Source organism: Bacillus luti, from assembly GCF_009739945.1.
Lineage (GTDB): Bacteria > Bacillota > Bacilli > Bacillales > Bacillaceae_G > Bacillus_A > Bacillus_A luti.
This window is the reverse complement of sequence record NZ_CP040336.1, coordinates 4,433,906-4,456,358: the sequence shown is the minus strand read 5'-3', so window position 1 is coordinate 4,456,358 and position 22,453 is coordinate 4,433,906. Positions and strand designations below refer to the sequence as shown.

Sequence of the window (22,453 nt, the reverse complement as noted above, 5' to 3'; positions counted from 1 at the left end):
TAATGAGAAATGATTGACGTATTTTTCGAAATGCGTTATATTATTTTCTGTAAACGGTTACATGAAATGGAGAGGAAAGAGCATGAGTACGATTAAAGACGTTGCAAAATTAGCGGGAGTATCTGTTGCGACCGTTTCCAGAGTGTTAAATAAAAATGGATATGTTCACGAGGATACGTTAAAAAAGGTAGAGCGTGCAATTGAGATGTTAGATTATAAGCCTAGTACGGTAGCGCGTTCACTGTATAATAAAAAATCTCGTTTAATTGGCTTAGTTGTTCCAAATATCGTGAATCCATTCTTTCCAGAAGTTGCACGTGCCGTAGAAGATGTAGCGCATAAGCAAGGGTACACAGTTGTACTTTGTAATTCTGATGAGAGTTTAGAGAAAGAAAAGCAATATATTGATGTACTTAGGCAAAATAATGTGGATGGATTTATTGTAGCAACAAATCCACAAAATAGTGTTAATTACATGAATTTATCAGTTCCAGTCGTTGCGATTGACCGTATGTTTAATGAACGTATACCTACTGTGTATGCAGATAACTATGCGGGGAGTCAGGCTGCTACAAAGTTATTGTTAGATAAAGGGTGCAAACATATTGCACATATTCGTGGACCTCGTGATGTGAGTACAGCGAATGAACGTTTTGAAGGTTTTATAGATGTTATTACGCAAAATAATCTTTCATATATGATTGCAGAGAGTACATTTGATCCAGTTAATAGTGAACGGGTAGCGATGGAATTATTAGAAGAATACCCGCATATTGATGGTATTGTTGCAGGGAACGATTTAATTGCAATTGGTATCGTAAAAGCAGCAATGCAAAAGGGCATTGCTATCCCAGATGATTTGCAAATTATCGGATTTGATGGAATTTCTTTAACTGAAATGATGTATCCGTCTATTACAACGGTTGCACAACCCATTTATGAAATGGGGAAAATTGCGACAGAATTACTGTTAAAGCAGATGGAAGGTAGTCCGTTAGAAGAGAAACACTATCGTTTACCGATTGAAATTATAGAGAGAAATACAACGAAGTAAGGAGATGGAACAGATGCCGAATATTGCAGTAGTAGGTAGCATTTCAATGGACTTAGTGGCTGTTTCAAAAAAAAGACCAAAAGCAGGAGAAACAGTAATTGGTGAAGCATTTCATACAATCCCAGGAGGAAAAGGGGCGAACCAAGCAGTTGCGGCAGCAAGATTAGGCGCAAATGTAGCGATGGTTGGCGCGGTAGGAAACGATAATTATGGAACTGTCGTTAGGAAAAATTTAGAGAACGAACGCGTTTTTATCGACTATGTGGTACCGGTTACAGATACGGCGACAGGAATTGCTCATATCGTTTTAGCAGAAGAGGATAACAGTATTGTTGTTGTGCAAGGAGCGAATGCTCTTGTAAATGAGTCGGTTGTAGATCGTTCTAAAGATCTTCTTATAAAAGCAGATATGGTTGTTCTTCAACTAGAGATTCCACTTGAAACAGTAAAATATGTATTGGCTATTTGTGAGGAGCATAATATTCCAGTTATGTTAAATCCAGCGCCAGCGCAAGTATTATCAGAAGATATTTTAGAAAAGGCAACTTATATTACACCAAATGAACATGAGTGCCGCATCGTATTAGATGATTTCACATCACCAATTGAAGATTTATTAGCTAAATATCCAAATAAACTATTGATGACAGAAGGTTCTAACGGTGTACGCTTCCATAATGGTACGGGGATTGTACATGTTCCGAGCATTGCTGTTGATGTAGTAGATACGACTGGAGCTGGTGATACATTTAATGGTGCGCTAGCAGTTGCGCTTTCTGAAGGAGAAACACTTCAAAAAGCAATTCGTTTTGCAAATATTGCTGGTGGTCTTTCTGTAACGAAGCTTGGGGCGCAAGGTGGTATGCCAACGAGAAATAAAGTACGTGAAGTACAGGTGATTGTCGGATGAAAAAGCACGGTGTATTAAACAGTGAGATTGCATCAGTCCTTGCTTCACTTGGGCATACAGATACAATTGTGATCGCAGACTGCGGGTTACCGATTCCTGACGGAGTAAAGCGAATTGATTTAGCCGTTGAGATTGGAAAACCAAGTTTTTTAGATGTATTGCAAGTGGTAGCTGATGATATGGCAATTGAAAAAGTGACGTTAGCAGAAGAAGTCATTAACAATAATGCGGAAGTAAATAAAGAAATCGAGTTGAAATTAATAGAGCCAGCATTTGAATATGTATCTCATGAACAATTTAAAGAGCATACAAAGAAAGCGAAGGCGATTATTCGTACAGGCGAGGCTACGCCTTATGCCAATGTAATTTTACATGCAGGCGTGATTTTTTAATAAAGGGAAGTGATGAGAATGCATATTGAAATGAAAAATATTTCAAAGGCGTTCAATGGCAATCCTGTTTTGAAGAAGGCACAGTTTATGATTGAAACAGGGGAAGTCCACGCATTGATGGGGGAAAATGGAGCGGGTAAATCAACGCTCATGAAGATTTTAACAGGTGTATACAAAAGAGATGGTGGAACAATCACGATCGATGGGCAAGAACGAACTTTTAAAAATGCAAAAGAAGCTGAAGAGTACGGAATCGCATTTATACATCAAGAACTAAACATATTACCGAATTTAACAGTAGCTGAAAATATGTTTCTCGGTAAAGAGTTAATGTACGGTAAAACAGGCATTTTACGCACTCGCCAAATGAATGCAATTACTCAGCAGCAACTAGCGGAGTTAGGATTACATGTAAAAGGTGCTATGTTAGCAGGAGAGCTGTCGGTTGGACAACAGCAAATTATTGAAATTGCGAAAGCTTTAATGACGAACGCGAGCGTTATTATTATGGACGAACCTACTGCAGCACTGACAGATCGTGAAATTGAAACGCTCTTTACAGTGATAAACAAGCTGCGTAAAGAAGGTGTTTCATTCGTCTACATTTCGCACCGCATGGAAGAGATTTTCTCAATATGTGATGCCATTACGATTTTACGTGATGGAGAATACGTAGGAAAGAGGTTAATTCCAGAAACGTCATTTGACGAAGTAGTGAGTATGATGGTGGGGCGCAGCATTGGTGAACGCTACCCAGAACGAAATAGTCAAATTGGCGAAGTGATTTTTGAAATGCGTAATGGAACGAAAAAGGGGAAATTTGAAAATGTTTCGTTTCAAGTAAGAAAAGGTGAGATCCTTGGTGTAGCTGGTTTGATGGGAGCTGGCCGCACAGATATTATGAAAGCGATATTTGGATATGAACCGTTAGATTCTGGGCAAATTTTTATAAATGGACAAGAAGTAAAGATTGATAGTCCGATAGATGCAATTAGACAAAGAATTGCTTTCATTACAGAAGATAGAAAGTCTGAAGGATTAGTGTTAGATTTCTCAATTCGAGAAAATTTAGCGTTACCGAATTTAGAAAGTCTTTCAAAGGGAAGTGTCCTTAGTAACGAACTAGAACAGCAGTTTACAGAGGATATGATGAAGCTTCTTAATGTGAAAGCATCTAGCGGAGAGCAAGCAGTGAAATCTCTTTCTGGTGGAAATCAGCAAAAGATTGTAATCGCGAAATGGTTAGGTATTCATCCGCAACTACTCATTTTAGACGAGCCAACGAGAGGTGTCGATGTTGGAGCGAAAAAAGAAATTTACTCTATTATGAATAAGCTTACCGAGCAAGGCGATGCCGTTATTATGGTATCATCTGAGCTTCCAGAAGTTTTAGGAATGAGTGATCGCGTTCTTGTCATTCATGAAGGGAAAATCGGAGGTATTTTAGAGAAAGATGAGGCATCACAAGAGTCTATTATGGCACTAGCTACAGGGGGAGAGTAAGATATGGCTAAGAAGGGGAATGTATTACAACAACTTGGTTCTTTAATCGGTTTAGTGTTAATTATCGTAGTAATTACAGCTTTAAATCCAGCATTTATTGAAATTCCAAATTTATTTAATATACTGCGCCAAGTATCGATTAATGCACTCATTGCATTCGGAATGACCTTTGTAATTTTAACAGGGGGTATTGACTTATCGGTAGGTTCTATTTTAGCATTATCAAGTGCACTTGTTGCTGGAATGATGGCAAGTGGGATGGATCCGTTTCTTGCAATGGCAGTTGGATTATTAGCAGGTCTTGTAATGGGAATTGTAAACGGTATCATCATTGCGAAGGGAAAGGTAGCTCCATTTATTGCAACTTTAGCAACAATGACTATTTTTCGTGGGTTGACGCTTGTTTATATGGACGGACGTCCGATCACTGGTCTTGGTGATCATTTAATGTTCCAAATGTTTGGCCGCGGTTATTTTCTTGGTATTCCCGTACCAGCTGTTACAATGATGATCGCTTTCGCAGTACTGTACTTCATTTTGAAGAAAACGACATTTGGTCGTCGTACATTTGCAATTGGTGGAAATGAAGAAGCAGCAGCATTATCAGGTATTAATGTTACGAGAATTAAAGTAATGATTTACGGTCTTTCCGGAATTTTGGCAGCGCTTGCAGGTATTGTCTTAACATCACGACTAGATTCTGCACAGCCGACTGCGGGTACTTCTTACGAATTAGATGCAATTGCAGCAGTTGTATTAGGAGGGACAAGTCTTTCTGGAGGAAGAGGATGGATTGTTGGTACATTTATCGGTGTACTTATTATCGGTGTACTAAATAACGGTTTAAATTTATTAGGTGTATCTTCTTTCTTCCAACAAGTTGTAAAAGGACTTGTAATCTTACTAGCTGTATTAATTGATCGTCGAAAAGAAGCGTAATGGAGGGGCAGTTCATGAAGAAATGGTTACTTATACTCGTTGCATGTATTATGGTCATTACTGCTGGTTGTTCAATGGAACCGCCAGAATGGGCAAAGGATTCTAGCGATAAAGGTCGAAATAAAACTATTAAAGTTGGATTCTCTGTTTCAACTTTAAATAATCCCTTTTTCGTAACTTTGAAAAAGGGTGCAGAAAAGAAAGCGAAAGAAAGCGGCATTGAATTGATTGCTGTTGATGCGCAAAATGATGCAGCAAAGCAAACAAATGATGTTGAAGATTTAATTCAAAAAGGTGTCGATGTAGTTGTTATTAATCCAACCGATTCAGATGCTGTTGCTTCAGCAGTCAGTGCGGCGAATGCCGCGAATGTTCCTGTCATTACAGTAGATCGCGTTGCGAATGCAGGTGAAGTTGTTTCTCACATCGCTTCTAACAATATTGAAGGTGGTCAAATGGCTAGTGATTATATTCGTGAATTAGTTGGTGAGGGAGCAAACGTTGCGGAGTTAGAAGGACTCCCTGGCTCTTCAGCAGCTCGTGAGCGCGGGAAAGGATTCCATAACGTAGCTGATAAGTCTTTAAAAGTAGTTGCCAAACAAGCGGCTGATTTTGATAGAGCAAAAGGATTATCTGTTATGGAAAACATTTTGCAAGCAAATGGTGATATTAAAGCCGTATTTGCGCATAACGATGAAATGGCATTAGGAGCACTTGAAGCATTGAAATCTGCTGGAAAAACGGATGTAGTAGTTGTTGGATTTGATGCAACAGAAGATGCTGTGAAGGCGGTTAAGGATGGGCGTATGGCTGCAACAGTTGCTCAAAAACCGGAATTAATCGGGGAGAAGGCGATGCAAACAGCAAAAGAGATAACGCAAGGTAAAAAAGTGGACAAATCTATTCCGATTGAATTAGAGCTTATTAAGAAAAACAAATAAATATAAATTGAAAATTGGGAAGGAAGAATAACAAATGAAATTCTTTATTGATACAGCAAACATTAACGAAATTAAAGAGGCAAATGCATTAGGCGTAGTAGCTGGAGTAACGACAAACCCATCACTTGTAGCAAAAGAAGGCGTAGATTTCCATGAGCGTATTCGTGAAATTTGCAGCTTTATAGAAGGACCTGTAAGCGCAGAAGTAATTAGCTTAGAAGCTGATAAAATGATTGAAGAAGGAAAAGAATTAGCGAAGATTGCTCCAAACGTTGTTGTAAAAGTACCAATGACAACTGAAGGTTTAAAAGCAGTAAAAGCATTCTCTGACTTAGGAATTCGTACAAACGTTACATTAGTATTCTCAGCAGTTCAAGCATTACTTGCAGCTCGTGCTGGTGCGACATACGTTTCACCATTCTTAGGTCGCTTAGATGATATCGGTCATAATGGTATGGACTTAATCCGCCAAATCGCAGAAATCTTTGCAATTCATGGAATCGAAACAGAAATCATCGCAGCATCTGTACGTCACAGCGTTCACGTAACTGACGCAGCATTAAATGGTGCACATATTGCAACAATCCCAGCAAACGTAATTGCTTCATTAGTGAAGCACCCATTAACAGATCAAGGAATTGAGAAATTCTTAGCTGATTGGGAAAAAACACAAGAGAAATAATAGAAAATCAAGAATCCTAGTTTAATTGACTAGGATTCTTTTTTTGTATTTTAAAAGAATTTTCATGCAATTTTGCATATTGTCTTTTAAATTTGTTATATAAACTATTTAATATATACAAATCACTCTTTATTTTTCATATTTTGATATAAAGTGAAACTTTAATTAGTGGGGGGCTTTGTTCATCCCCCCACTAATTATTAGCCTTCACCAATCGGGCTTTTACGAGCAGTTATCTCCCACCTAACTTCCTCGCATTCACCGAATTTTGAGGTGGGAGTCTTACTGCCCGTTAAAGCGGGATAAACAGATAGAGGGTCTGACCAGAAAACTGGAGGGCATGATTCTATAACAGAAAGTTTAACGTTTATAGAATTATGCCTTTTTATATAGGGAGGTAGTAAACAGGGATTTCGACAAAAATGCAACTATTTATCTGAATTTTAAGTTTTATAAAAGGAGAGAAATGGAATGAGAAGAAAAGCGCCATTTAAAGTGTTATCGTCATTAGCAATTGCGGCAATTATCGGATGCACATCTGTAATGAGTGCTCCATTAGCATACGCAGAAACGCCAGCAAAAGAGAAAGATAATGTGTCTACAACACCAATTGATTACAATTTAATTCAAGAAGATCGTTTAGCGGAAGCTCTGAAAGAAAGAGGAACAATTAATCCAGCATCTTCTAAAGAAGAGACGAAAAAGGCTGTAGAGAAATATATTGAAAAGAAACAAGGGGATCAGGCAAATAAAGAAATTCTTCCAGCTGATACTGCTAAAGAGGCATCTGATTTCGTGAAAAAAGTAAAAGAGAAAAAAATGGAAGAAAAGGAAAAGGTAAAGAAACCTGAAAAAAATGTTAGCCCTGAGCAAAGGCCAGAACCAAATAAAAAACAATTGAATGGGCAAGTTCCAACATCTAAGGCAAAGCAAGCTCCATATAAGGGATCTGTTCGAACTGATAAAGTACTAGTGTTACTCGTTGAATTTAGTGATTATAAACATAATAATATTGATCAAACACCAGGTTATATGTATTCGAAAGACTTTAGTAGAGAGCATTATCAAAAAATGTTATTTGGTAATGAACCATACACATTATTTGACGGTTCGAAAGTAAAAACATTTAAACAATATTACGAAGAGCAGTCTGGCGGTAGTTATACGACAGATGGATATGTAACTGAGTGGCTAACTGTTCCAGGAAAAGCATCTGACTACGGTGCTGATGGTAACAGTGGTCATGATAACAAAGGTCCAAAAGGTGCACGTGATTTAGTGAAAGAAGCTTTACATGCAGCTGCTGAGAAAGGGTTAGATTTATCTCAATTTGATCAATTCGATAGATATGATACAAATGGTGATGGAAATCAAAATGAGCCTGACGGTGTAATTGATCATTTAATGGTAATCCATGCTGGTGTTGGTCAAGAGGCAGGTGGCGGAAAATTAGGTGATGATGCAATCTGGTCACACCGTTCAAAATTAGCGGTAGATCCAGTAGCGATTGAAGGTACAAAATCAAATGTAGATTACTTTGGTGGAAAAGTAGCAGCGCATGATTACACAATTGAACCAGAAGATGGAGCAGTAGGTGTATTTGCGCATGAATTTGGACATGACCTTGGCTTACCGGATGAATATGACACGAAATATACTGGAACTGGTTCACCTGTCGAAGCTTGGTCATTAATGAGCGGAGGTAGTTGGACAGGGAAAATTGCAGGAACAGAGCCAACTAGTTTTTCGCCACAAAATAAAGACTTCTTGCAAAAAAATATGGGTGGAAACTGGGCAAAAATTTTAGAAGTAGATTACGATAAAATTAAGCGTGGTGTAGGCGTTCCTACATATATTGATCAAAGTGTTACGAAATCTAATCGTCCAGGCGTTGTACGTGTTAACTTACCAGGTAAGAGTGTAGAAACGATTAAACCGGAATTTGGAAAGCATGCATATTATAGTACAAGAGGCGATGATATGCATACAACGTTAGAAACACCGTTCCTTGATTTAACAAAAGGAACAAATGCAAAATTTGATTATAAAGCAAATTATGAGTTAGAAGCAGAGTGTGATTTTGTCGAAGTGCATGCAGTAACAGAAGATGGAACGAAAACATTGATTGATAGATTAGGAGAAAAGATAGTACAAGATGATAAAGATACAACAGATGGAAAGTGGATTGATAAATCATACGATTTAAGTCAATTTAAAGGAAAGAAAGTGAAACTGCAATTTGACTATATTACAGATCCAGCCTTAACATATAAAGGTTTCGCAATGGATGATGTAAATGTAACAGTTGATGGACAAGTAGTATTTTCTGATGATGTAGAAGGACCGTCTAAAATGAAGTTAAATGGATTCGTTGTTTCTGATGGGACAGAGAAAAAACCTCATTATTATTATTTAGAATGGAGAAACTATGCGGGATCAGATAATGGATTAAAAGCAGGAAAAGGTCCAGTGTATAATACAGGTCTTGTCGTTTGGTATGCAGATGATAGTTTTAAAGATAACTGGGTTGGGGTGCATCCAGGTGAAGGCTTCCTTGGGGTTGTCGACTCTCATCCAGAAGCGTTTGTTGGTAATTTAAATGGGAAACCAGCATACGGTAATACAGGCATGCAAATTGCGGACGCTGCATTTTCATTTGATCAAACGCCAGCATGGAGTGCAAATTCGTTAACACGCGGACAGTTTAATTATTCTGGATTACAAGGTGTGACAACTTTTGATGATTCAAAAGTATACAGTAATAAACAAATTGCTGATGCGGGAAGAAAAGTTCCAAACCTTGGACTTAAATTCCAAGTTGTTGGCCAAGCAGAGGATAAATCAGCAGGCGCTGTATGGATTAAACGTTAATAACATAAAAGCACAATCTTCATATGAAGATTGTGCTTTTTAATTTGTACAGTAAGTTATTATTTTAGTTTATGAAATACAAGTGTTTGTTCACATGTAGTCTATCAAATTATGTGGGGAAAAGAAATATTTCCGAGGAAATTGTCGAAGTATCGTCGGTATTTATTTAGTTTCTTTTTTAAAGGAAGAAGGTAGTATTGATTTTATACATAAGCTTATTTACAGTATTACTTAGTTATACACAAAAGTAATATATTAGGAGAAAAAAAGACAATGATGGAATTAGCCTATCATTGTCTTTTTTACTTTGCCTTTGTCTTTTATTTTGCTTCGGACATAAATCATTCCAGCAAATGTTACTAAGAATGCACTTCCGATAACGAAGCTAGCGCTAGGTGATGCTCCAATTGCTCCGACTGTAAAGGAGCCAGCAACAACTCCTAATGAGAAGAAAGCATAAAACAATCCGAATGCTTTTCCGCGTTTATCATCTGTCGTATTTTCAACGAGTAATGCATTTATCGATGGGAAAAGGATAGCGAATCCAATGCCGTAAATCATCATAACGATAAAGAGCATACCTTTTGTTGTGAATAATCCGAGTAAAGATAGTGCTAATGCCATAACGGCAATACCAATCAACATTAGTTTTGAACGATTAAATCGATCGTAAATACGATTTGTTGGTAGTAAGAAGAAGAGGATAGCGGTAATGCCAAATACACTTAACATCATACCTGTAGTAGACGCTTTAAGCGCTAATGCCTCAACTTTTACTGGTAACATATATGTGACAATTCCTTGTGAAAACATTAATGTGAAAGCACCGATGTATGCTTGCAATAACGGCTCTGATTTTAACAGTTCAATCATATCTTCTTTGTTCATCATTTGCGTTCTTGATGTATCTTTTCTTGATACGTTATTTGGTAAGAAGAATAGAGATACGATTGTACCAAGGACCATTAAAATAGAAATGGTAATGAATACCCACTCTATACCAGCAGTAGCTTTCATAATACCACTAAAAGCAGGGCCTACAATTGCAGCTGTTCCAACAGCAGCGCCAGATAGAGCCATTGCCTTACCTTGTCTTGCTGAATTTGTTTGTTTTGATAAAAACGTAAAGGCAGCAGGAATTAAAAATCCGTCACTAAAGCCGTGCATAAAGCGCACAACTAATAGTTGTTCACCACTTTGAACAACGGTGTATAACAAGACTATGAAACTCGTAAGTCCCATGCTTATATAAAGTATTTTTTTTGCACCAAATTTATCGACAGCAGCGCCAGCAATAATATTACCAATCATATTAGCGAATGAGTACATACCGACAACTAGCCCAATAATAAGAGGAGATCCTCCAAGACTTTGAGCGAACGTACTCATAATAGGTAATTGTGAAAATGTATCTAGAAACGCTACGATAACAATAAAGTAAATAAAATATTTCAAGCGATATTCACCTCTCCTATGCTATTATGGCATAATGCTAATTTCAACCGCAATGAAATTGAATTAACAGATGTGGAAAAAAGTACAAAGTGACAAAATATTGAACATTATTTGTTAAAATTTAGTGGAAATGAGATTGTTTTTTTGAAATATATGGATAGAAGTATTATAATAGATTTGTAAACTTCACCAGGTTAAGTATATACATAGAGAGGGATGTATAAAATGAAAGCATTACTTTGGCATAATCAACGTGATGTACGAGTAGAAGAAGTACCAGAACCAACTGTAAGACCAGGAGCAGTTAAGATCAAAGTTAAATGGTGTGGTATCTGCGGGACAGACCTGCATGAATATTTAGCAGGACCTATTTTTATTCCAACAGAAGAGCACCCATTAACACATGTAAAAGCACCAGTTATTTTAGGTCATGAGTTTAGCGGTGAGGTAGTTGAAATCGGTGAAGGCGTTACTTCTCATAAAGTGGGAGATCGCGTCGTTGTAGAACCAATTTATTCTTGTGGTAAATGTGAAGCTTGTAAACATGGACATTACAATGTTTGTGAACAACTTGTTTTCCATGGTCTTGGCGGAGATGGCGGCGGTTTCTCTGAATATACAGTAGTACCAGAAGATATGGTTCACCATATTCCTGATGAAATGACGTATGAACAAGGTGCACTTGTAGAACCAGCAGCAGTAGCAGTTCATGCAGTACGTCAAAGTAAATTAAAAGAAGGGGAAGCAGTAGCAGTATTTGGTTGTGGTCCAATTGGACTTCTTGTTATTCAAGCAGCTAAAGCAGCGGGAGCAACTCCTGTTATTGCAGTTGAACTTTCTAAAGAACGTCAAGAGTTAGCAAAATTAGCAGGTGCGGATTATGTATTAAATCCAGCTACTCAAGATGTACTAGCAGAAATTCGTAACTTAACAAATGGTTTAGGTGTAAATGTGAGCTTTGAAGTAACAGGTGTTGAAGTAGTACTTCGTCAAGCAATTGAAAGTACAAGCTTCGAAGGACAAACTGTAATTGTTAGTGTATGGGAAAAAGATGCAACAATTACTCCGAATAACCTTGTATTAAAAGAAAAAGAGGTTATCGGTATTCTTGGATACCGCCATATCTTCCCAGCTGTTATTAAATTAATTAGCTCTGGCCAAATTCAAGCAGAGAAATTAATTACGAAAAAAATCACAGTGGATCAAGTTGTTGAAGAAGGATTTGAAGCACTTGTAAAAGATAAAACACAAGTGAAAATTCTTGTTTCACCTAAATAGTAGAGAATAGTAAAAAGTAGCTCTTTTCTAGAAATAGAAGAGGGCTACTTTTTTTCTATACAGAAAGGTGATAGACTTTCCTTTAACTAAAGGTATTTTGTTTGGAAGGGGAAGTTTAATGCTTTCATTTATGTTGACATTGAAACGGATGTTAAAAGCTTGTTTACGAGCGTGGAAAGATAAAGAATTTCAAGTGTTATTCGTATTAACAATTCTAACTTTAATATCTGGTACGATCTTTTATAGCACAGTGGAGGGATTACGTCCTCTTGATGCTTTATATTTTAGCGTCGTGACACTTACTACTGTTGGGGATGGAAATTTCAGTCCTCAAACTGACTTTGGAAAGATATTTACGATATTATACATATTTATCGGGATCGGATTAGTTTTTGGATTTATTCATAAGTTGGCAGTTAACGTGCAATTGCCAAGTATACTATCGAAGAGAAAAAAAGAGTAAAGCATTAATTGCTTTACTCTTTTTTTACATTATTTTAGACAAGTATTTGCAGTAGCTTAATAATACTTTATTACAATGTAAGTGCATTCATTCATTACGTTCACTATGTATAAAGGTATAGTGATATGAACATTTGCATATTTTGATTAAATGATAGAAGTTCGGTGAAAGGTGGGATATTCTAATTATAGGTTAACTGAAAGACGTCGTAGGATCCTAACAAAATATTTACAATAACTTAATTATAAAATGGAGGATTTCATATGAAAAAGAAAGTTCTTGCTTTAGCAGCTGCGATTACGTTAGTAGCACCATTACAAAATGTAGCTTTTGCACATGAAAAGAATGAAGGAAATGTACCAATTATTACTCAGTATTGGTCTGCGGAAGATACACACTCAGAAGGTGTAAATTCTCATTTATGGATTGTAAACCGTGCTATTGATATTATGTCTCGTAATACAACTCTTGTAAGGCAAGATGAAGTAGCGCTATTAAATGCATGGCGTACAGATTTAGAGAAAGGTATTTATGCTGCTGATTATGAAAATCCTTATTATGATAATAGTACATTTACTTCTCATTTCTATGATCCTGATACTGGGAAAACATATGTTGGACTTGCAAAACAGGCGAAAGAAACAGGAAATAAATATTTTAAATTAGCTGGTGAGTCTTATAAAAATAAAGATATGAAACAAGCATTCTTCTATTTAGGACTATCTCTTCATTATTTAGGAGATGTAAATCAGCCAATGCATGCGGCAAACTTTACGAATCTTTCGTATCCACAAGGGTTCCATTCTAAATATGAAAACTTTGTAGATACAATTAAAGATAATTATAAAGTAACGGACGGAAATGGATATTGGAATTGGAAAGGTATGAATCCAGAAGAATGGATTCATGGAGCGGCAGTAGCTGCGAAGCAAGATTACTCTGGTATTGTAAATAGTAATACGAAAAGTTGGTTTGTGAAAGCGGCTGTATCACAAAGTTATGCGGATAAATGGCGTGCTGAAGTTACACCAACGACTGGTAAGCGATTAATGGAAGCACAACGTGTAACTGCTGGATATATTCAGCTTTGGTTTGATACGTACGGAAATCGTTAAGTCTTTGAAGAAGGTCAAATGTCAAAATAGAGCATTTGGCCTTTTTATTACTATACAACACATGGGGGATATGAAATATGAAAAGCAGATTACTAAAAGGTGTACTTAGCTTTGGCATTGGCTTAGGAGCTTTATATAGCGGATCTCCTGCTCAAGCAGATGTATCCGTAAATGAAAATAATACATTAAAGGTAATGACGCATAATGTGTACATGCTATCAACAAACTTATATCCGAACTGGGGACAAAGCCAGCGTGCTGATTTAATTGGGGCAGCGGATTATATAAAGAATCAAGATGTTGTTATATTAAATGAAGTGTTTGATAATAGTGCTTCAAATCGCTTATTAGGAAACTTGAAGAAAGAATATCCGAATCAAACAGCGGTACTCGGTCGTAGTAACGGAAATGAATGGGATAAAACATTAGGGAACTATTCATCTTCAACTCCTGAAGATGGGGGCGTTGCAATCGTGAGTAAATGGCCGATCGTTGAAAAGATTCAATATGTATTTGCAAAAGGATGCGGGCCAGATAATTTGTCAAATAAAGGATTTGTATACACGAAAATCAAGAAAGATGATCGTTTCGTTCATGTAATTGGGACGCATTTGCAGGCTGAAGATAGTATGTGTGGAAAAACTTCACCGGCATCTGTACGTACAAACCAGTTAAAAGAAATTCAAGGTTTTATTAAAAATAAAAATATACCAAATGACGAGTATGTTTTAATTGGTGGTGATATGAACGTAAATAAAATAAATGCAGAGAATAAGAGTGATTCAGAGTATGCATCTATGTTTAAAATATTGAACGCTTCTGTACCATCTTATACTGGACATACAGCAACTTGGGATGCAACGACAAATAGCATTGCGAAATACAATTATCCCGATAGCCCTGCTGAACATTTGGATTACATCATGACAAGTAAAGAACATGCAACTCCATCATATGTAGAGAATAAAGTATTACAAGTGAAATCGCCAAAGTGGTCTGTTACATCATGGTTCAAAAAATATACGTATGATGATTATTCGGATCATTATCCAGTAGGGGCGATTATTTCTATGAAGTAGTCCTGAAAAAAGTTTCTTCTTAATATGAAGAAACTTTTTTATTTTGTAAGAGGAAATTCAAACTTTCTTTCCAATATGTATAAGACATATGTAGAAGAGGAGAGAAGAATGTGGATAGAGGAATTTTTAAGGAAGTTCCATTACCGTGTGCATTTTTAGATGAAGTGGCTTTAGAGGAAAATATTCAATCGATTACAGAGTTAAGTGGAAATAAGAATATTCGTATAGCGAGTAAATCATTACGCTCCGTTCCGATTATGAAAAAGATTTTAGCTGCAAATAATCGGTTTCAAGGTATTATGTGCTTTTCACCTAGAGAAGCTTTATTTTTAATTGAACAAGGATTTAATGATGTATTGCTAGGGTACCCTGCTTATGATGAAAGAGCTTTACATGAAATTAGTCTGCTGACGAAGCAAGGGCTCGTTATAACTTGTATGGTAGATTGTGAAGAGCATATTGTTTATTTAGAAAAAATTGCGAAGAAGTCTCAAGGCTGTTTTCGTGTTTGTTTGGATATTGATATGAGTAGTCGTTTTTTTCAATTTCATTTTGGTGTAAAAAGATCTCCGGTAAAAGATGTACAGGGCGCTTTGAAAATAGTAAAAAAGGTAAAGGATTCATTATATTTAATACTAGATGGTGTAATGGGATATGAAGCTCAAATTGCCGGGGTGGGGGATCATATACCGAATCAATGGATGAAAAGTAAAGCGATTTCGTATTTAAAGAAGAAATCGGTGTTAGAAGTTAAAGAAAGAAGAGGACATATCGTAAAAGAAATACAAAACCTAGGTATTGATCTAAGATTTGTAAATGGAGGAGGCACAGGAAGTATAAAAACAACTGAGAAAGATAAGTCAGTTACAGAGATTACGGTAGGCTCTGCTTTTTATTCGCCGAAACTGTTTGATTACTATAAAGAAGTGAAATTTCAGCCAGCTGTCGGATTTGCTTTACCAGTTGTGCGTAAACCAGACCTGTCTATTTATACTTGCCTCGGTGGTGGGTACATTGCTTCAGGGGCAGTTGGAAAAGATAAAGAGCCTGAGGTTTGGAGACCGAATGGTGCAAAACTATTACCTTTAGAAGGTGCTGGTGAGGTACAAACACCAATTTTTTATAACGGTGAAGAACGAGTAGATATAGGTGATTCCATCTTGTTTCGCCATAGTAAAGCTGGAGAGTTATGTGAGCGGTTTCCTTTTTTATATCGTGTTAAAAAAGGAGAAATCGTTGGGGAGTATTCAACATATCGGGGGGATGGTCAATGCTTTCTATAAAGGGACAAAAATGGAGAAATTGGACAGGAAATGTAGAAGGAACGCCGCATTATACGATGTACCCAGAAAGTATACAAGATGTAGTAGAAGTTGTGGGGCTTGCACGAAAAAAAGGAAAGAAAATTCGTGTTGTCGGTTCCGGACACTCGTTTACACCTCTTGTGCAAACGGAAGAAATTTTAGTTTCGTTAGATGAACTGAAAGGGATTATGGATGTTGATATAGAGAATATGACAGTCGAAGTATGGGCAGGAACAAAACTACATGATTTAGGGAAGTTACTTGAAGAGAAAGGTTATGCGCAAGAAAATTTAGGAGATATTGATTCACAATCTATTGCAGGAGCGATTAGTACAGGAACTCATGGGACGGGTGTTACTTTTGGGAGTTTATCGACACAAGTTATGGAAATTACGGCAGTTTTATCTACAGGAGAGAGTATAGTGTGTTCAGAAACCGAAAACATCGAATATTGGAAAGCATTTCAGTTGTCGCTTGGGATGCTAGGTATAATTGTGAAGATAAAATTGAAGGTTATTCCAGCGTATTCGCTCGTTTATGAAAGTGAAAAACAGTCATTATCTACTGTAATGAACAAGCTAGAAGAATATAAGAAGAATCGTCACTTTGAATTTTTGTCTTTCCTTATTCAGAGGAGGTACAAGTGAAGTTTACAAATGAAACAATGAGTAAAGAAAGTGATTTGAAATGGCATAAACTAAAGGTGGAGTTACTGGAAAATAGGATGTTCTCTTTATTATCTAAAGGCTGTAAATTGTTCCCTTCCATAAGTAAAAGGGTAAGTCGATTATCAGCTAAGGCTGTACCAAACACAAAAATAATTGGACCAAGCTATGAAGTGTTCGCTACATCACGTACGGTTCCATTTTATGAAATGGAGTATAGTGTCCCATCGAAGTATATGAGGGATGCTGTAGAGGAGATTTCAAAACTTATTGAAAAGAAAAAGTATAAGGTGCATTTTCCAATTGAATGTCGCTATGTGAAAGGTGATGATATATGGCTGAGTCCAGCGCACGGAAGAGATTCAGCTTATATCGCTGTTCATATGTATAAAGGTATGAAATATGCAGCTTATTTTGGTGAAGTGGAAAAGATCTTTCTGAAATATGAAGGGCGCCCGCATTGGGGGAAAATGCATACTTTATCGTATGAGCAATTACAACATATATATCCAGAATTTCATTCGTTTTTACAGGTGAGGAAGTCGCTAGATGAAATGGGAATGTTTTTAAATCCTTACGCAGAAAAGTTATTTATGAGTATGAAAAAAAGCTGACAAATAATTATTTGTCAGCTTTTTTTAGTATAATTGCATGCCTTGTTTGACTAATGCGCTCATAAAATAGTAACTTATCACGGCTAAATACATGTAATAAAACATGGATAATAAATAGGCCGTTAATGACGAATTGGAACAATACTATAACTAGTAATACTAAAGGCTCTGTAAGATTTAAGATAGAGCTACTAGAAAGAATATAATTGATTCCACCTAAAATGAAATAGAATATACCGTAACGGATGAATAATTCCTTCATTGTAATGCGATCTGACTTTCCTTTCACGTAAATGCGAAGCAATGCTTTTCCAATTGTTTTTCCATTCGTAAAGTATGGAATGATAATAAAGTAAATAAAGATCGAACACGTAATGAAAATGAGTTCGTACATATTGGTGTAAGATTGAATATTAGAAAGGAAGATAGAATTTCCTTTGTTTTTAATTACAGGTACAACGATAGATAAGAAAATCCAATCAATTTGCATCGCAATCAGGCGACGAACGAATCCAACTGGTTTCGTTTCCAAATCAATATGACTATCTAATTCGCTCGCTTTCGGAAGGAAGTACGTAAATATCGGTGCAATGATAAAACCAATTACGCCACCTAGTGTGTTTAAAAACAAATCATCGATATCAAATAAGCGATAGGCACAATTATAAATACCATATAGCCCAGTCACTTGTGTTAGTTCGAAAAATAGTGAAAAACAAAAAGAAATGCAAATGGTTTGTAATAAACTACGTCGGAAATAATAACGTAAGTAAATACCGAATGGAACGGTTAATAGAACATTAAATGCAACTTGTAAAAATGCAGATTCTTTTAATAAGTAGAAATAAGTAGCTGGTTTCGTTAAAATTGCCGATGTATGATTGCTAATCTCTTGTATGAAATAAAATGGTGAGAGTTGCATGTGCTGTGTATTAGCCGGTTGTAGGCTACAAGTATCGTACGTTTGTGGTAATGGCAAAATAACAAGAAAATAGGCATTTAATAAGTAGAGTAATAATGAGTATAAAATAAATGAGCGCCATTTATTTAAATAACCGTATTTTCGATAATTAAATATTAAAAAAGGGATTAAGAGAAACATTGCTAAAATAGGAAATAAAATAAAAGCTGTTTTTACTGGAAATAAATATGCAGTCAAAATGAAGTCTCCTTTCAATGAAATTTCGTTTATCATTATAGCGCTAAAAAGAATTTAAAACAAAGTTATAATAGTTTAAAATAGAAAAAATTACAAACTTTAGAGGGATTAAGCTATACTAAGTTTAATATAAAGATATTATGATTATATAAATTGAGAGAGGGTATAAGAGATGCAATATGAGCTGTTTTCTGTAAGTGGGGGGCATATTACGACTTTTGAAAGTGCATGGCATTTTCAGGAGGGGGAACAGATTTTTGTTCATGACAATCAAATAAAACGAAACTTTATTATTATTCGCTTAACACATGATGTATTTCAACAAAATAAGCATGTTATTCGTTTGTATTGTCAAGAAAAGAAAGTTTATGCATAAGAAAGCCCTCTTATCTTATCCTATGACAAAGGTAAGAGGGGGCATACTAGATGAATTCTCTTATAATGATAGGTTTTATTTTAATCGGATTATACAAAAGCGAGTCGTTCTATATTAATAGAATGACTCGCTTCAAATTTGTAAGTTTATTTTATCCCGATATTTGCGGGCAGTAAGCCCCCTACCTCAATATTCAGCGAAAGCAAAGAAGTTAGGTGGACGGGGCTGCCCGTAAAAGCCGTCGCCTTACAAGAAAATAATAGTAAGTACACCTACGATAATACAATAGAAAGAGAAATATTTTAAATTTCCTTTTGCCATAATGTTCATAAACCATTTTAACGAAATATACGTCATAATAAATGTTGCGATGAATGCAACGACATATGGTACGAATAACGTGTCTAGATTTGGATCGTTTGCAATGTCTGTAATACTTAGTAATAAACCACCTAAGCTAACTGGAATGTATAGTAAGAATGAGAAGCGAAGAGCAGTTTCTTGCTTCATACCAAGTAACATCGCTGCTACGATTGTGGCACCAGATCGGCTTATCCCAGGGATTAGTGCGCAAGCCTGTGCTAATCCGACGATGATTGCATCTTTCATAGAAAGATCGCCATCATTTTTACGTCCACGCAAGTTTCTAATAATCCAAAGGCCGACAGCAGTAATGAGAAGGGAAATCCCAACCATTTTCACACCTTTTAAGTACTGATCGATGTAATCTTTAAATAAAACACCAATAACACCTGCTGGAATCGTGGCAATTACAAGGTAAATAATAAAGAAGAAATCTGATTTTGTATCTTCTGCTCTTGTAAATATATAAGATATACCATTCTTCGTTAGACGAATTAAATCATTTCTATAAATAAGTAATACAGCTAATAATGAAGCTGAATTAACAAGTAGTTCAAAGCTAAACCCTTCTATTTTTAGTCCTAGCAAATGTTGTGCTAAAACGAGGTGACCACTTGAAGAAATCGGAATTGGTTCTGTTAGTCCTTGGAACAAACCAAGAATTAAATATTTTAAAATGTAGTAAAATTGTTCCATAACATCCTCCTTGTTAATTAGTATAAAGAAACAACTTTTCCATTATAACAAAGATATGGATGAATATTGGGAAGAAAAAAATATTCGGAATATAATAAAAATCCCCTATAGCGCTATAGGGGATTTTTATTATTAATGAGAAGCCGCTGTTTCTTGAAGACTTGTAGTCAATTGAACATCGATTTTTTCAGCGTCATGAATATGGCTCATAATAGTAGTATTTAATTTTTGGAACATTTGTTGCGTATGTGCAAATTCTCGTAATATATCGTCATTACAAGATTTTTGGTTTTCAATCGCTTGAATAACATTTGTAGCACCATTTTGTAACGTTTGAATCATGATTAAAATATTTTCGATTCTAGCGTTTGTATCGGCACTCATTTCGACACCCTCATCGACTAAATGTAAATTATCCTTTGTGTTTTCGTATGCTTTTTCAATTTCTTCTTGAATTTTTTTCGTTAAGTTGCCGATATTTTTTGTACTCTCTGCCGTACTTTCTGCTAGTTTTCTTACTTCATTGGCAACAACAGCGAAGCCTTTACCATGCTCTCCAGCACGTGCAGCTTCGATACTTGCATTTAACGCTAGTAGATTTGTTTGCGCTGCTATGTTTTGAATGACTTCTACAATTTGCTCAATTTCTTTTGAGCGTTCACTTAAATGATTCATGCTGTTAGATGTACGCTGAGATTGTTCACCTAATTTATTAATAACAATAAGTAAACGGTGAACAGATTCTTTTCCTTCATTAGAGCAGTCAATAATTTCTTCAATAGACTGAATTAAGCTATGTTCTTTTTGTAACATTTCACTGTTCAATTCATTGGAATGTGTTGTACGTGTTGAAACATTTTCAAAACATGAGTTTAATTGTTGAACTAAATTTTGAAGTGTATGGTGTTGGTTATTTACAAGTTGATGCTCTTGGACGACGCTTTGTACACGATCGTGGATAGTGGAAATTATTTCTCGTTTTTCAATATCTTTTTGTTTTAATTCTGTCTCTAGCTCATGTATACGATTTTCTAATTGTTCAATTTTATGTTGGAGTGTTTTCTTTTGAGTAAACATTTTATTTCATTCAACCGCCTTTGGAAGTTATATTTTCTCTATATTTGGATTTTAGCATCTTTTATAATTTATAAATATAGGAATTGTTAAATATTTAAGAATCTATTACATTTTATTCATAATTCCCTTTTTTTCGTCATGAAAAATAAACTGTATTTAATGGTATTGTAAACAAACTGTAAAATAAATCATGTATAACTGTATAAGAAGGGAGTCGGATTATGAACTATTTTAAGCGAATCAGTAGTCTAGTATTAGCAGGAATTATCGGTCTTTCTAGTACAGTCGCTGTAAAAGCAGAGTCAAACGACGAGAAACTTAACAACATGCAACAGCAATTGCAGCAAAACGATGCAGATATGCAGAAGAAAGAGCAAGAGAAGCAAGCTGTTAGTAAAGAAATTCAAGGTATCGAAAGCGAACTACATAATTTAAATAATACAATTGCAAAAAATAAAGAGGATCAAGCTGCTATTCAACGTAAAATCGATGAAACACATAAGCAGATTGAACAAAAAAAGGAAGAAATTGTCGTTTTAGAAGATAAAGTCCTTGCTCGTAAGGATATTATGAGAAAACGTATGATTTCTGTTCAAAACAGTTCAAATACAAGTTTAGTAGTAGAAGTTGTAGTAGAGTCAAAAAACTTTGCAGATTTCATACAACGTATGAATGCAGTTACTACTATTCTAGAAGCAGATAAAGAAATTTTACGTCTACAAGAACAAGATCTTCGTCAAATTGAAGAGGATAAGAAAACAATTGATGAAAAAGAAGCATCATTAGTAGTAGACAAGCAAAGATTAGCAAAAGCACAAGCTGAACTGCAAGATAACTTGAAAAAGCGTCAAGATAACTTACAAACGGTTCAAGCTAAATATAATCAGATTGCAAGCCAACTTAATTTAGCAGCAGAAGAAAAAGCTAAAATTGAGTCAAATATGAAGGCAGTGCAAGAAACAATTGCTCGTGAGCAAGAAGCAGCGAGAATTGCAGCAGAAGAGCGTGCAAAAGCAGAAGCAGCTGCAAAGGCTGAGCAAGAGGCCTTAGCGAAAGCGCAAGCAGAAATTGCAGAAAAGCAAAAGCAAGAAAAAGCTAATAAGCCAGCTGAACCTGTTGCTAATAATAATTCGAAGGTAGAACCTGCACAACCTTCTAAACCAACTGCTGGTGGAAAAGAACTTTATGTACATGCAACAGCTTATACAGCAGACCCAGCTGAAAATGGTTATGGACCAGGTCAACAAGTATATTCTGCATGGGGCCCAGGTGGTAAAGGTTATAATCTAACTGCAAACCCAGGAATGAAATTAATTGCGGTGGATCCATCTGTTATTCCATTAGGTTCTCGTGTATATGTTGAAGGATATGGAGAAGCAATTGCAGCAGATACTGGTGGCGCGATTAAAGGTCACAAAATCGATGTTTTAATGCCTGATAAAGCTTCATCTAGTAATTGGGGCAGAAAAAATGTTAAATTAACTATTTTAAATTAACACGTAATCCAACTTTACAAT

General features: G+C 35.9%; 18 protein-coding genes and 2 pseudogenes. 16 read left to right on the top strand and 4 right to left on the bottom strand.

Going from position 1 to position 22,453, the window contains the following annotated elements:
• Positions 1–82 precede the first annotated feature (82 nt).
• The 8 genes from rbsR to inhA2 all read left to right on the top strand — a co-directional run bounded on the left by rbsR (position 83) and on the right by inhA2 (position 9,292).
• Complete coding sequence (rbsR, locus tag EUC40_RS22630) at positions 83–1,054, top strand: ribose operon transcriptional repressor RbsR (RefSeq protein WP_071710248.1); 972 nt, start codon at positions 83–85, stop codon at positions 1,052–1,054.
• A 13-nt stretch (positions 1,055–1,067) separates the two neighbouring features.
• On the top strand, positions 1,068–1,964 hold the full coding sequence (gene rbsK / locus EUC40_RS22625; protein ID WP_071710250.1) for a ribokinase: 897 nt from the start codon (positions 1,068–1,070) through the stop codon (positions 1,962–1,964).
• On the top strand, positions 1,961–2,356 hold the full coding sequence (gene rbsD / locus EUC40_RS22620) for a D-ribose pyranase (protein ID WP_000716160.1): 396 nt from the start codon (positions 1,961–1,963) through the stop codon (positions 2,354–2,356). The genes rbsK and rbsD overlap by 4 nt, the downstream gene beginning before the upstream one ends.
• Positions 2,357–2,374: 18 nt before the next feature.
• Positions 2,375–3,859 carry a ribose ABC transporter ATP-binding protein RbsA gene (gene rbsA, locus EUC40_RS22615; RefSeq protein ID WP_071710252.1) on the top strand — a complete coding sequence of 495 codons (1,485 nt, stop codon included), beginning with the start codon at positions 2,375–2,377 and terminating at the stop codon, positions 3,857–3,859.
• A 3-nt stretch (positions 3,860–3,862) separates the two neighbouring features.
• Positions 3,863–4,798 carry an ABC transporter permease subunit gene (locus tag EUC40_RS22610; RefSeq protein WP_001074641.1) on the top strand — a complete coding sequence of 312 codons (936 nt, stop codon included), beginning with the start codon at positions 3,863–3,865 and terminating at the stop codon, positions 4,796–4,798.
• A gap of 14 nt (positions 4,799–4,812) precedes the next feature.
• The gene (gene rbsB / locus EUC40_RS22605; RefSeq protein WP_156576665.1) at positions 4,813–5,739 is read left to right on the top strand and encodes a ribose ABC transporter substrate-binding protein RbsB; all 927 of its coding nucleotides are present in this window, start codon (positions 4,813–4,815) and stop codon (positions 5,737–5,739) included.
• 34 nt (positions 5,740–5,773) lie between these two features.
• Positions 5,774–6,421: a fructose-6-phosphate aldolase gene (fsa, locus tag EUC40_RS22600; protein ID WP_000667666.1), complete on the top strand. Its 648-nt coding sequence runs from the start codon at positions 5,774–5,776 to the stop codon at positions 6,419–6,421.
• A 471-nt stretch (positions 6,422–6,892) separates the two neighbouring features.
• On the top strand, positions 6,893–9,292 hold the full coding sequence (gene inhA2 / locus EUC40_RS22595) for a M6 family metalloprotease immune inhibitor InhA2 (protein ID WP_156576664.1): 2,400 nt from the start codon (positions 6,893–6,895) through the stop codon (positions 9,290–9,292).
• A gap of 282 nt (positions 9,293–9,574) precedes the next feature.
• Here the strand turns inward: inhA2 and EUC40_RS22590 are convergent, their stop codons facing one another.
• A complete protein-coding gene (locus EUC40_RS22590) occupies positions 9,575–10,747 on the bottom strand; it encodes an MFS transporter (protein WP_071710262.1) in 1,173 nt (390 codons plus the stop codon).
• A gap of 225 nt (positions 10,748–10,972) precedes the next feature.
• On the opposite strand from EUC40_RS22590, the gene bdhA reads away from it, so the two are divergent.
• The 6 genes and pseudogenes from bdhA to EUC40_RS22560 all read left to right on the top strand — a co-directional run bounded on the left by bdhA (position 10,973) and on the right by EUC40_RS22560 (position 17,265).
• Positions 10,973–12,025 carry a (R,R)-butanediol dehydrogenase gene (bdhA, locus tag EUC40_RS22585; RefSeq protein WP_000645832.1) on the top strand — a complete coding sequence of 351 codons (1,053 nt, stop codon included), beginning with the start codon at positions 10,973–10,975 and terminating at the stop codon, positions 12,023–12,025.
• Between the two features lie 118 nt (positions 12,026–12,143).
• Entirely contained in the window at positions 12,144–12,488 is a 345-nt protein-coding gene (locus EUC40_RS22580) for a potassium channel family protein (protein WP_000948242.1), read from the top strand.
• A gap of 263 nt (positions 12,489–12,751) precedes the next feature.
• A complete protein-coding gene (gene cerA / locus EUC40_RS22575) occupies positions 12,752–13,603 on the top strand; it encodes a phospholipase CerA (protein WP_071710264.1) in 852 nt (283 codons plus the stop codon).
• Positions 13,604–13,680: 77 nt separating this feature from the next.
• Complete coding sequence (gene sph / locus EUC40_RS22570; protein ID WP_156576663.1) at positions 13,681–14,682, top strand: sphingomyelin phosphodiesterase; 1,002 nt, start codon at positions 13,681–13,683, stop codon at positions 14,680–14,682.
• 110 nt (positions 14,683–14,792) lie between these two features.
• On the top strand, positions 14,793–15,965 hold the full coding sequence (locus EUC40_RS22565; protein ID WP_156576662.1) for an amino acid deaminase/aldolase: 1,173 nt from the start codon (positions 14,793–14,795) through the stop codon (positions 15,963–15,965).
• Positions 15,953–17,265, top strand: a pseudogene (locus EUC40_RS22560) (D-arabinono-1,4-lactone oxidase). Before EUC40_RS22565 ends, EUC40_RS22560 begins: the two are co-directional and overlap by 13 nt.
• A 7-nt stretch (positions 17,266–17,272) precedes the next feature.
• Here the strand turns inward: EUC40_RS22560 and EUC40_RS22555 are convergent.
• Positions 17,273–18,424: a VanZ family protein gene (locus tag EUC40_RS22555; RefSeq protein ID WP_071710272.1), complete on the bottom strand. Its 1,152-nt coding sequence runs from the start codon at positions 18,422–18,424 to the stop codon at positions 17,273–17,275.
• Between the two features lie 172 nt (positions 18,425–18,596).
• Between EUC40_RS22555 and EUC40_RS22550 the strand changes: the two genes are divergently transcribed.
• Entirely contained in the window at positions 18,597–18,800 is a 204-nt protein-coding gene (locus EUC40_RS22550) for a hypothetical protein (RefSeq protein ID WP_001199183.1), read from the top strand.
• 246 nt (positions 18,801–19,046) lie between these two features.
• Here EUC40_RS22550 and EUC40_RS22545 read toward each other — a convergent pair whose 3' ends face one another.
• Positions 19,047–19,859 (bottom strand): undecaprenyl-diphosphate phosphatase, encoded by an 813-nt coding sequence (locus EUC40_RS22545; protein ID WP_156576661.1) that lies wholly within the window; start codon positions 19,857–19,859, stop codon positions 19,047–19,049.
• A 132-nt stretch (positions 19,860–19,991) separates the two neighbouring features.
• Positions 19,992–20,525: pseudogene (locus EUC40_RS27650) on the bottom strand (methyl-accepting chemotaxis protein); the annotation flags it as partial.
• Between the two features lie 632 nt (positions 20,526–21,157).
• On the opposite strand from EUC40_RS27650, the gene EUC40_RS22535 reads away from it, so the two are divergent.
• Positions 21,158–22,432: a 3D domain-containing protein gene (locus EUC40_RS22535; RefSeq protein ID WP_156576660.1), complete on the top strand. Its 1,275-nt coding sequence runs from the start codon at positions 21,158–21,160 to the stop codon at positions 22,430–22,432.
• The last annotated feature ends 21 nt before the right edge of the window (positions 22,433–22,453 follow it).

Coding starts and splice junctions, on each gene's coding strand:
- rbsR (WP_071710248.1), top strand. CDS start 83: ATGAGTACGATTAAAGACGTTGCAAAATTAGCGGGAGTATCTGTTGCG.
- rbsK (WP_071710250.1), top strand. CDS start 1,068: ATGCCGAATATTGCAGTAGTAGGTAGCATTTCAATGGACTTAGTGGCT.
- rbsD (WP_000716160.1), top strand. CDS start 1,961: ATGAAAAAGCACGGTGTATTAAACAGTGAGATTGCATCAGTCCTTGCT.
- rbsA (WP_071710252.1), top strand. CDS start 2,375: ATGCATATTGAAATGAAAAATATTTCAAAGGCGTTCAATGGCAATCCT.
- EUC40_RS22610 (WP_001074641.1), top strand. CDS start 3,863: ATGGCTAAGAAGGGGAATGTATTACAACAACTTGGTTCTTTAATCGGT.
- rbsB (WP_156576665.1), top strand. CDS start 4,813: ATGAAGAAATGGTTACTTATACTCGTTGCATGTATTATGGTCATTACT.
- fsa (WP_000667666.1), top strand. CDS start 5,774: ATGAAATTCTTTATTGATACAGCAAACATTAACGAAATTAAAGAGGCA.
- inhA2 (WP_156576664.1), top strand. CDS start 6,893: ATGAGAAGAAAAGCGCCATTTAAAGTGTTATCGTCATTAGCAATTGCG.
- bdhA (WP_000645832.1), top strand. CDS start 10,973: ATGAAAGCATTACTTTGGCATAATCAACGTGATGTACGAGTAGAAGAA.
- EUC40_RS22580 (WP_000948242.1), top strand. CDS start 12,144: ATGCTTTCATTTATGTTGACATTGAAACGGATGTTAAAAGCTTGTTTA.
- cerA (WP_071710264.1), top strand. CDS start 12,752: ATGAAAAAGAAAGTTCTTGCTTTAGCAGCTGCGATTACGTTAGTAGCA.
- sph (WP_156576663.1), top strand. CDS start 13,681: ATGAAAAGCAGATTACTAAAAGGTGTACTTAGCTTTGGCATTGGCTTA.
- EUC40_RS22550 (WP_001199183.1), top strand. CDS start 18,597: ATGCAATATGAGCTGTTTTCTGTAAGTGGGGGGCATATTACGACTTTT.
- EUC40_RS22545 (WP_156576661.1), bottom strand. CDS start 19,859: ATGGAACAATTTTACTACATTTTAAAATATTTAATTCTTGGTTTGTTC.
- EUC40_RS22535 (WP_156576660.1), top strand. CDS start 21,158: ATGAACTATTTTAAGCGAATCAGTAGTCTAGTATTAGCAGGAATTATC.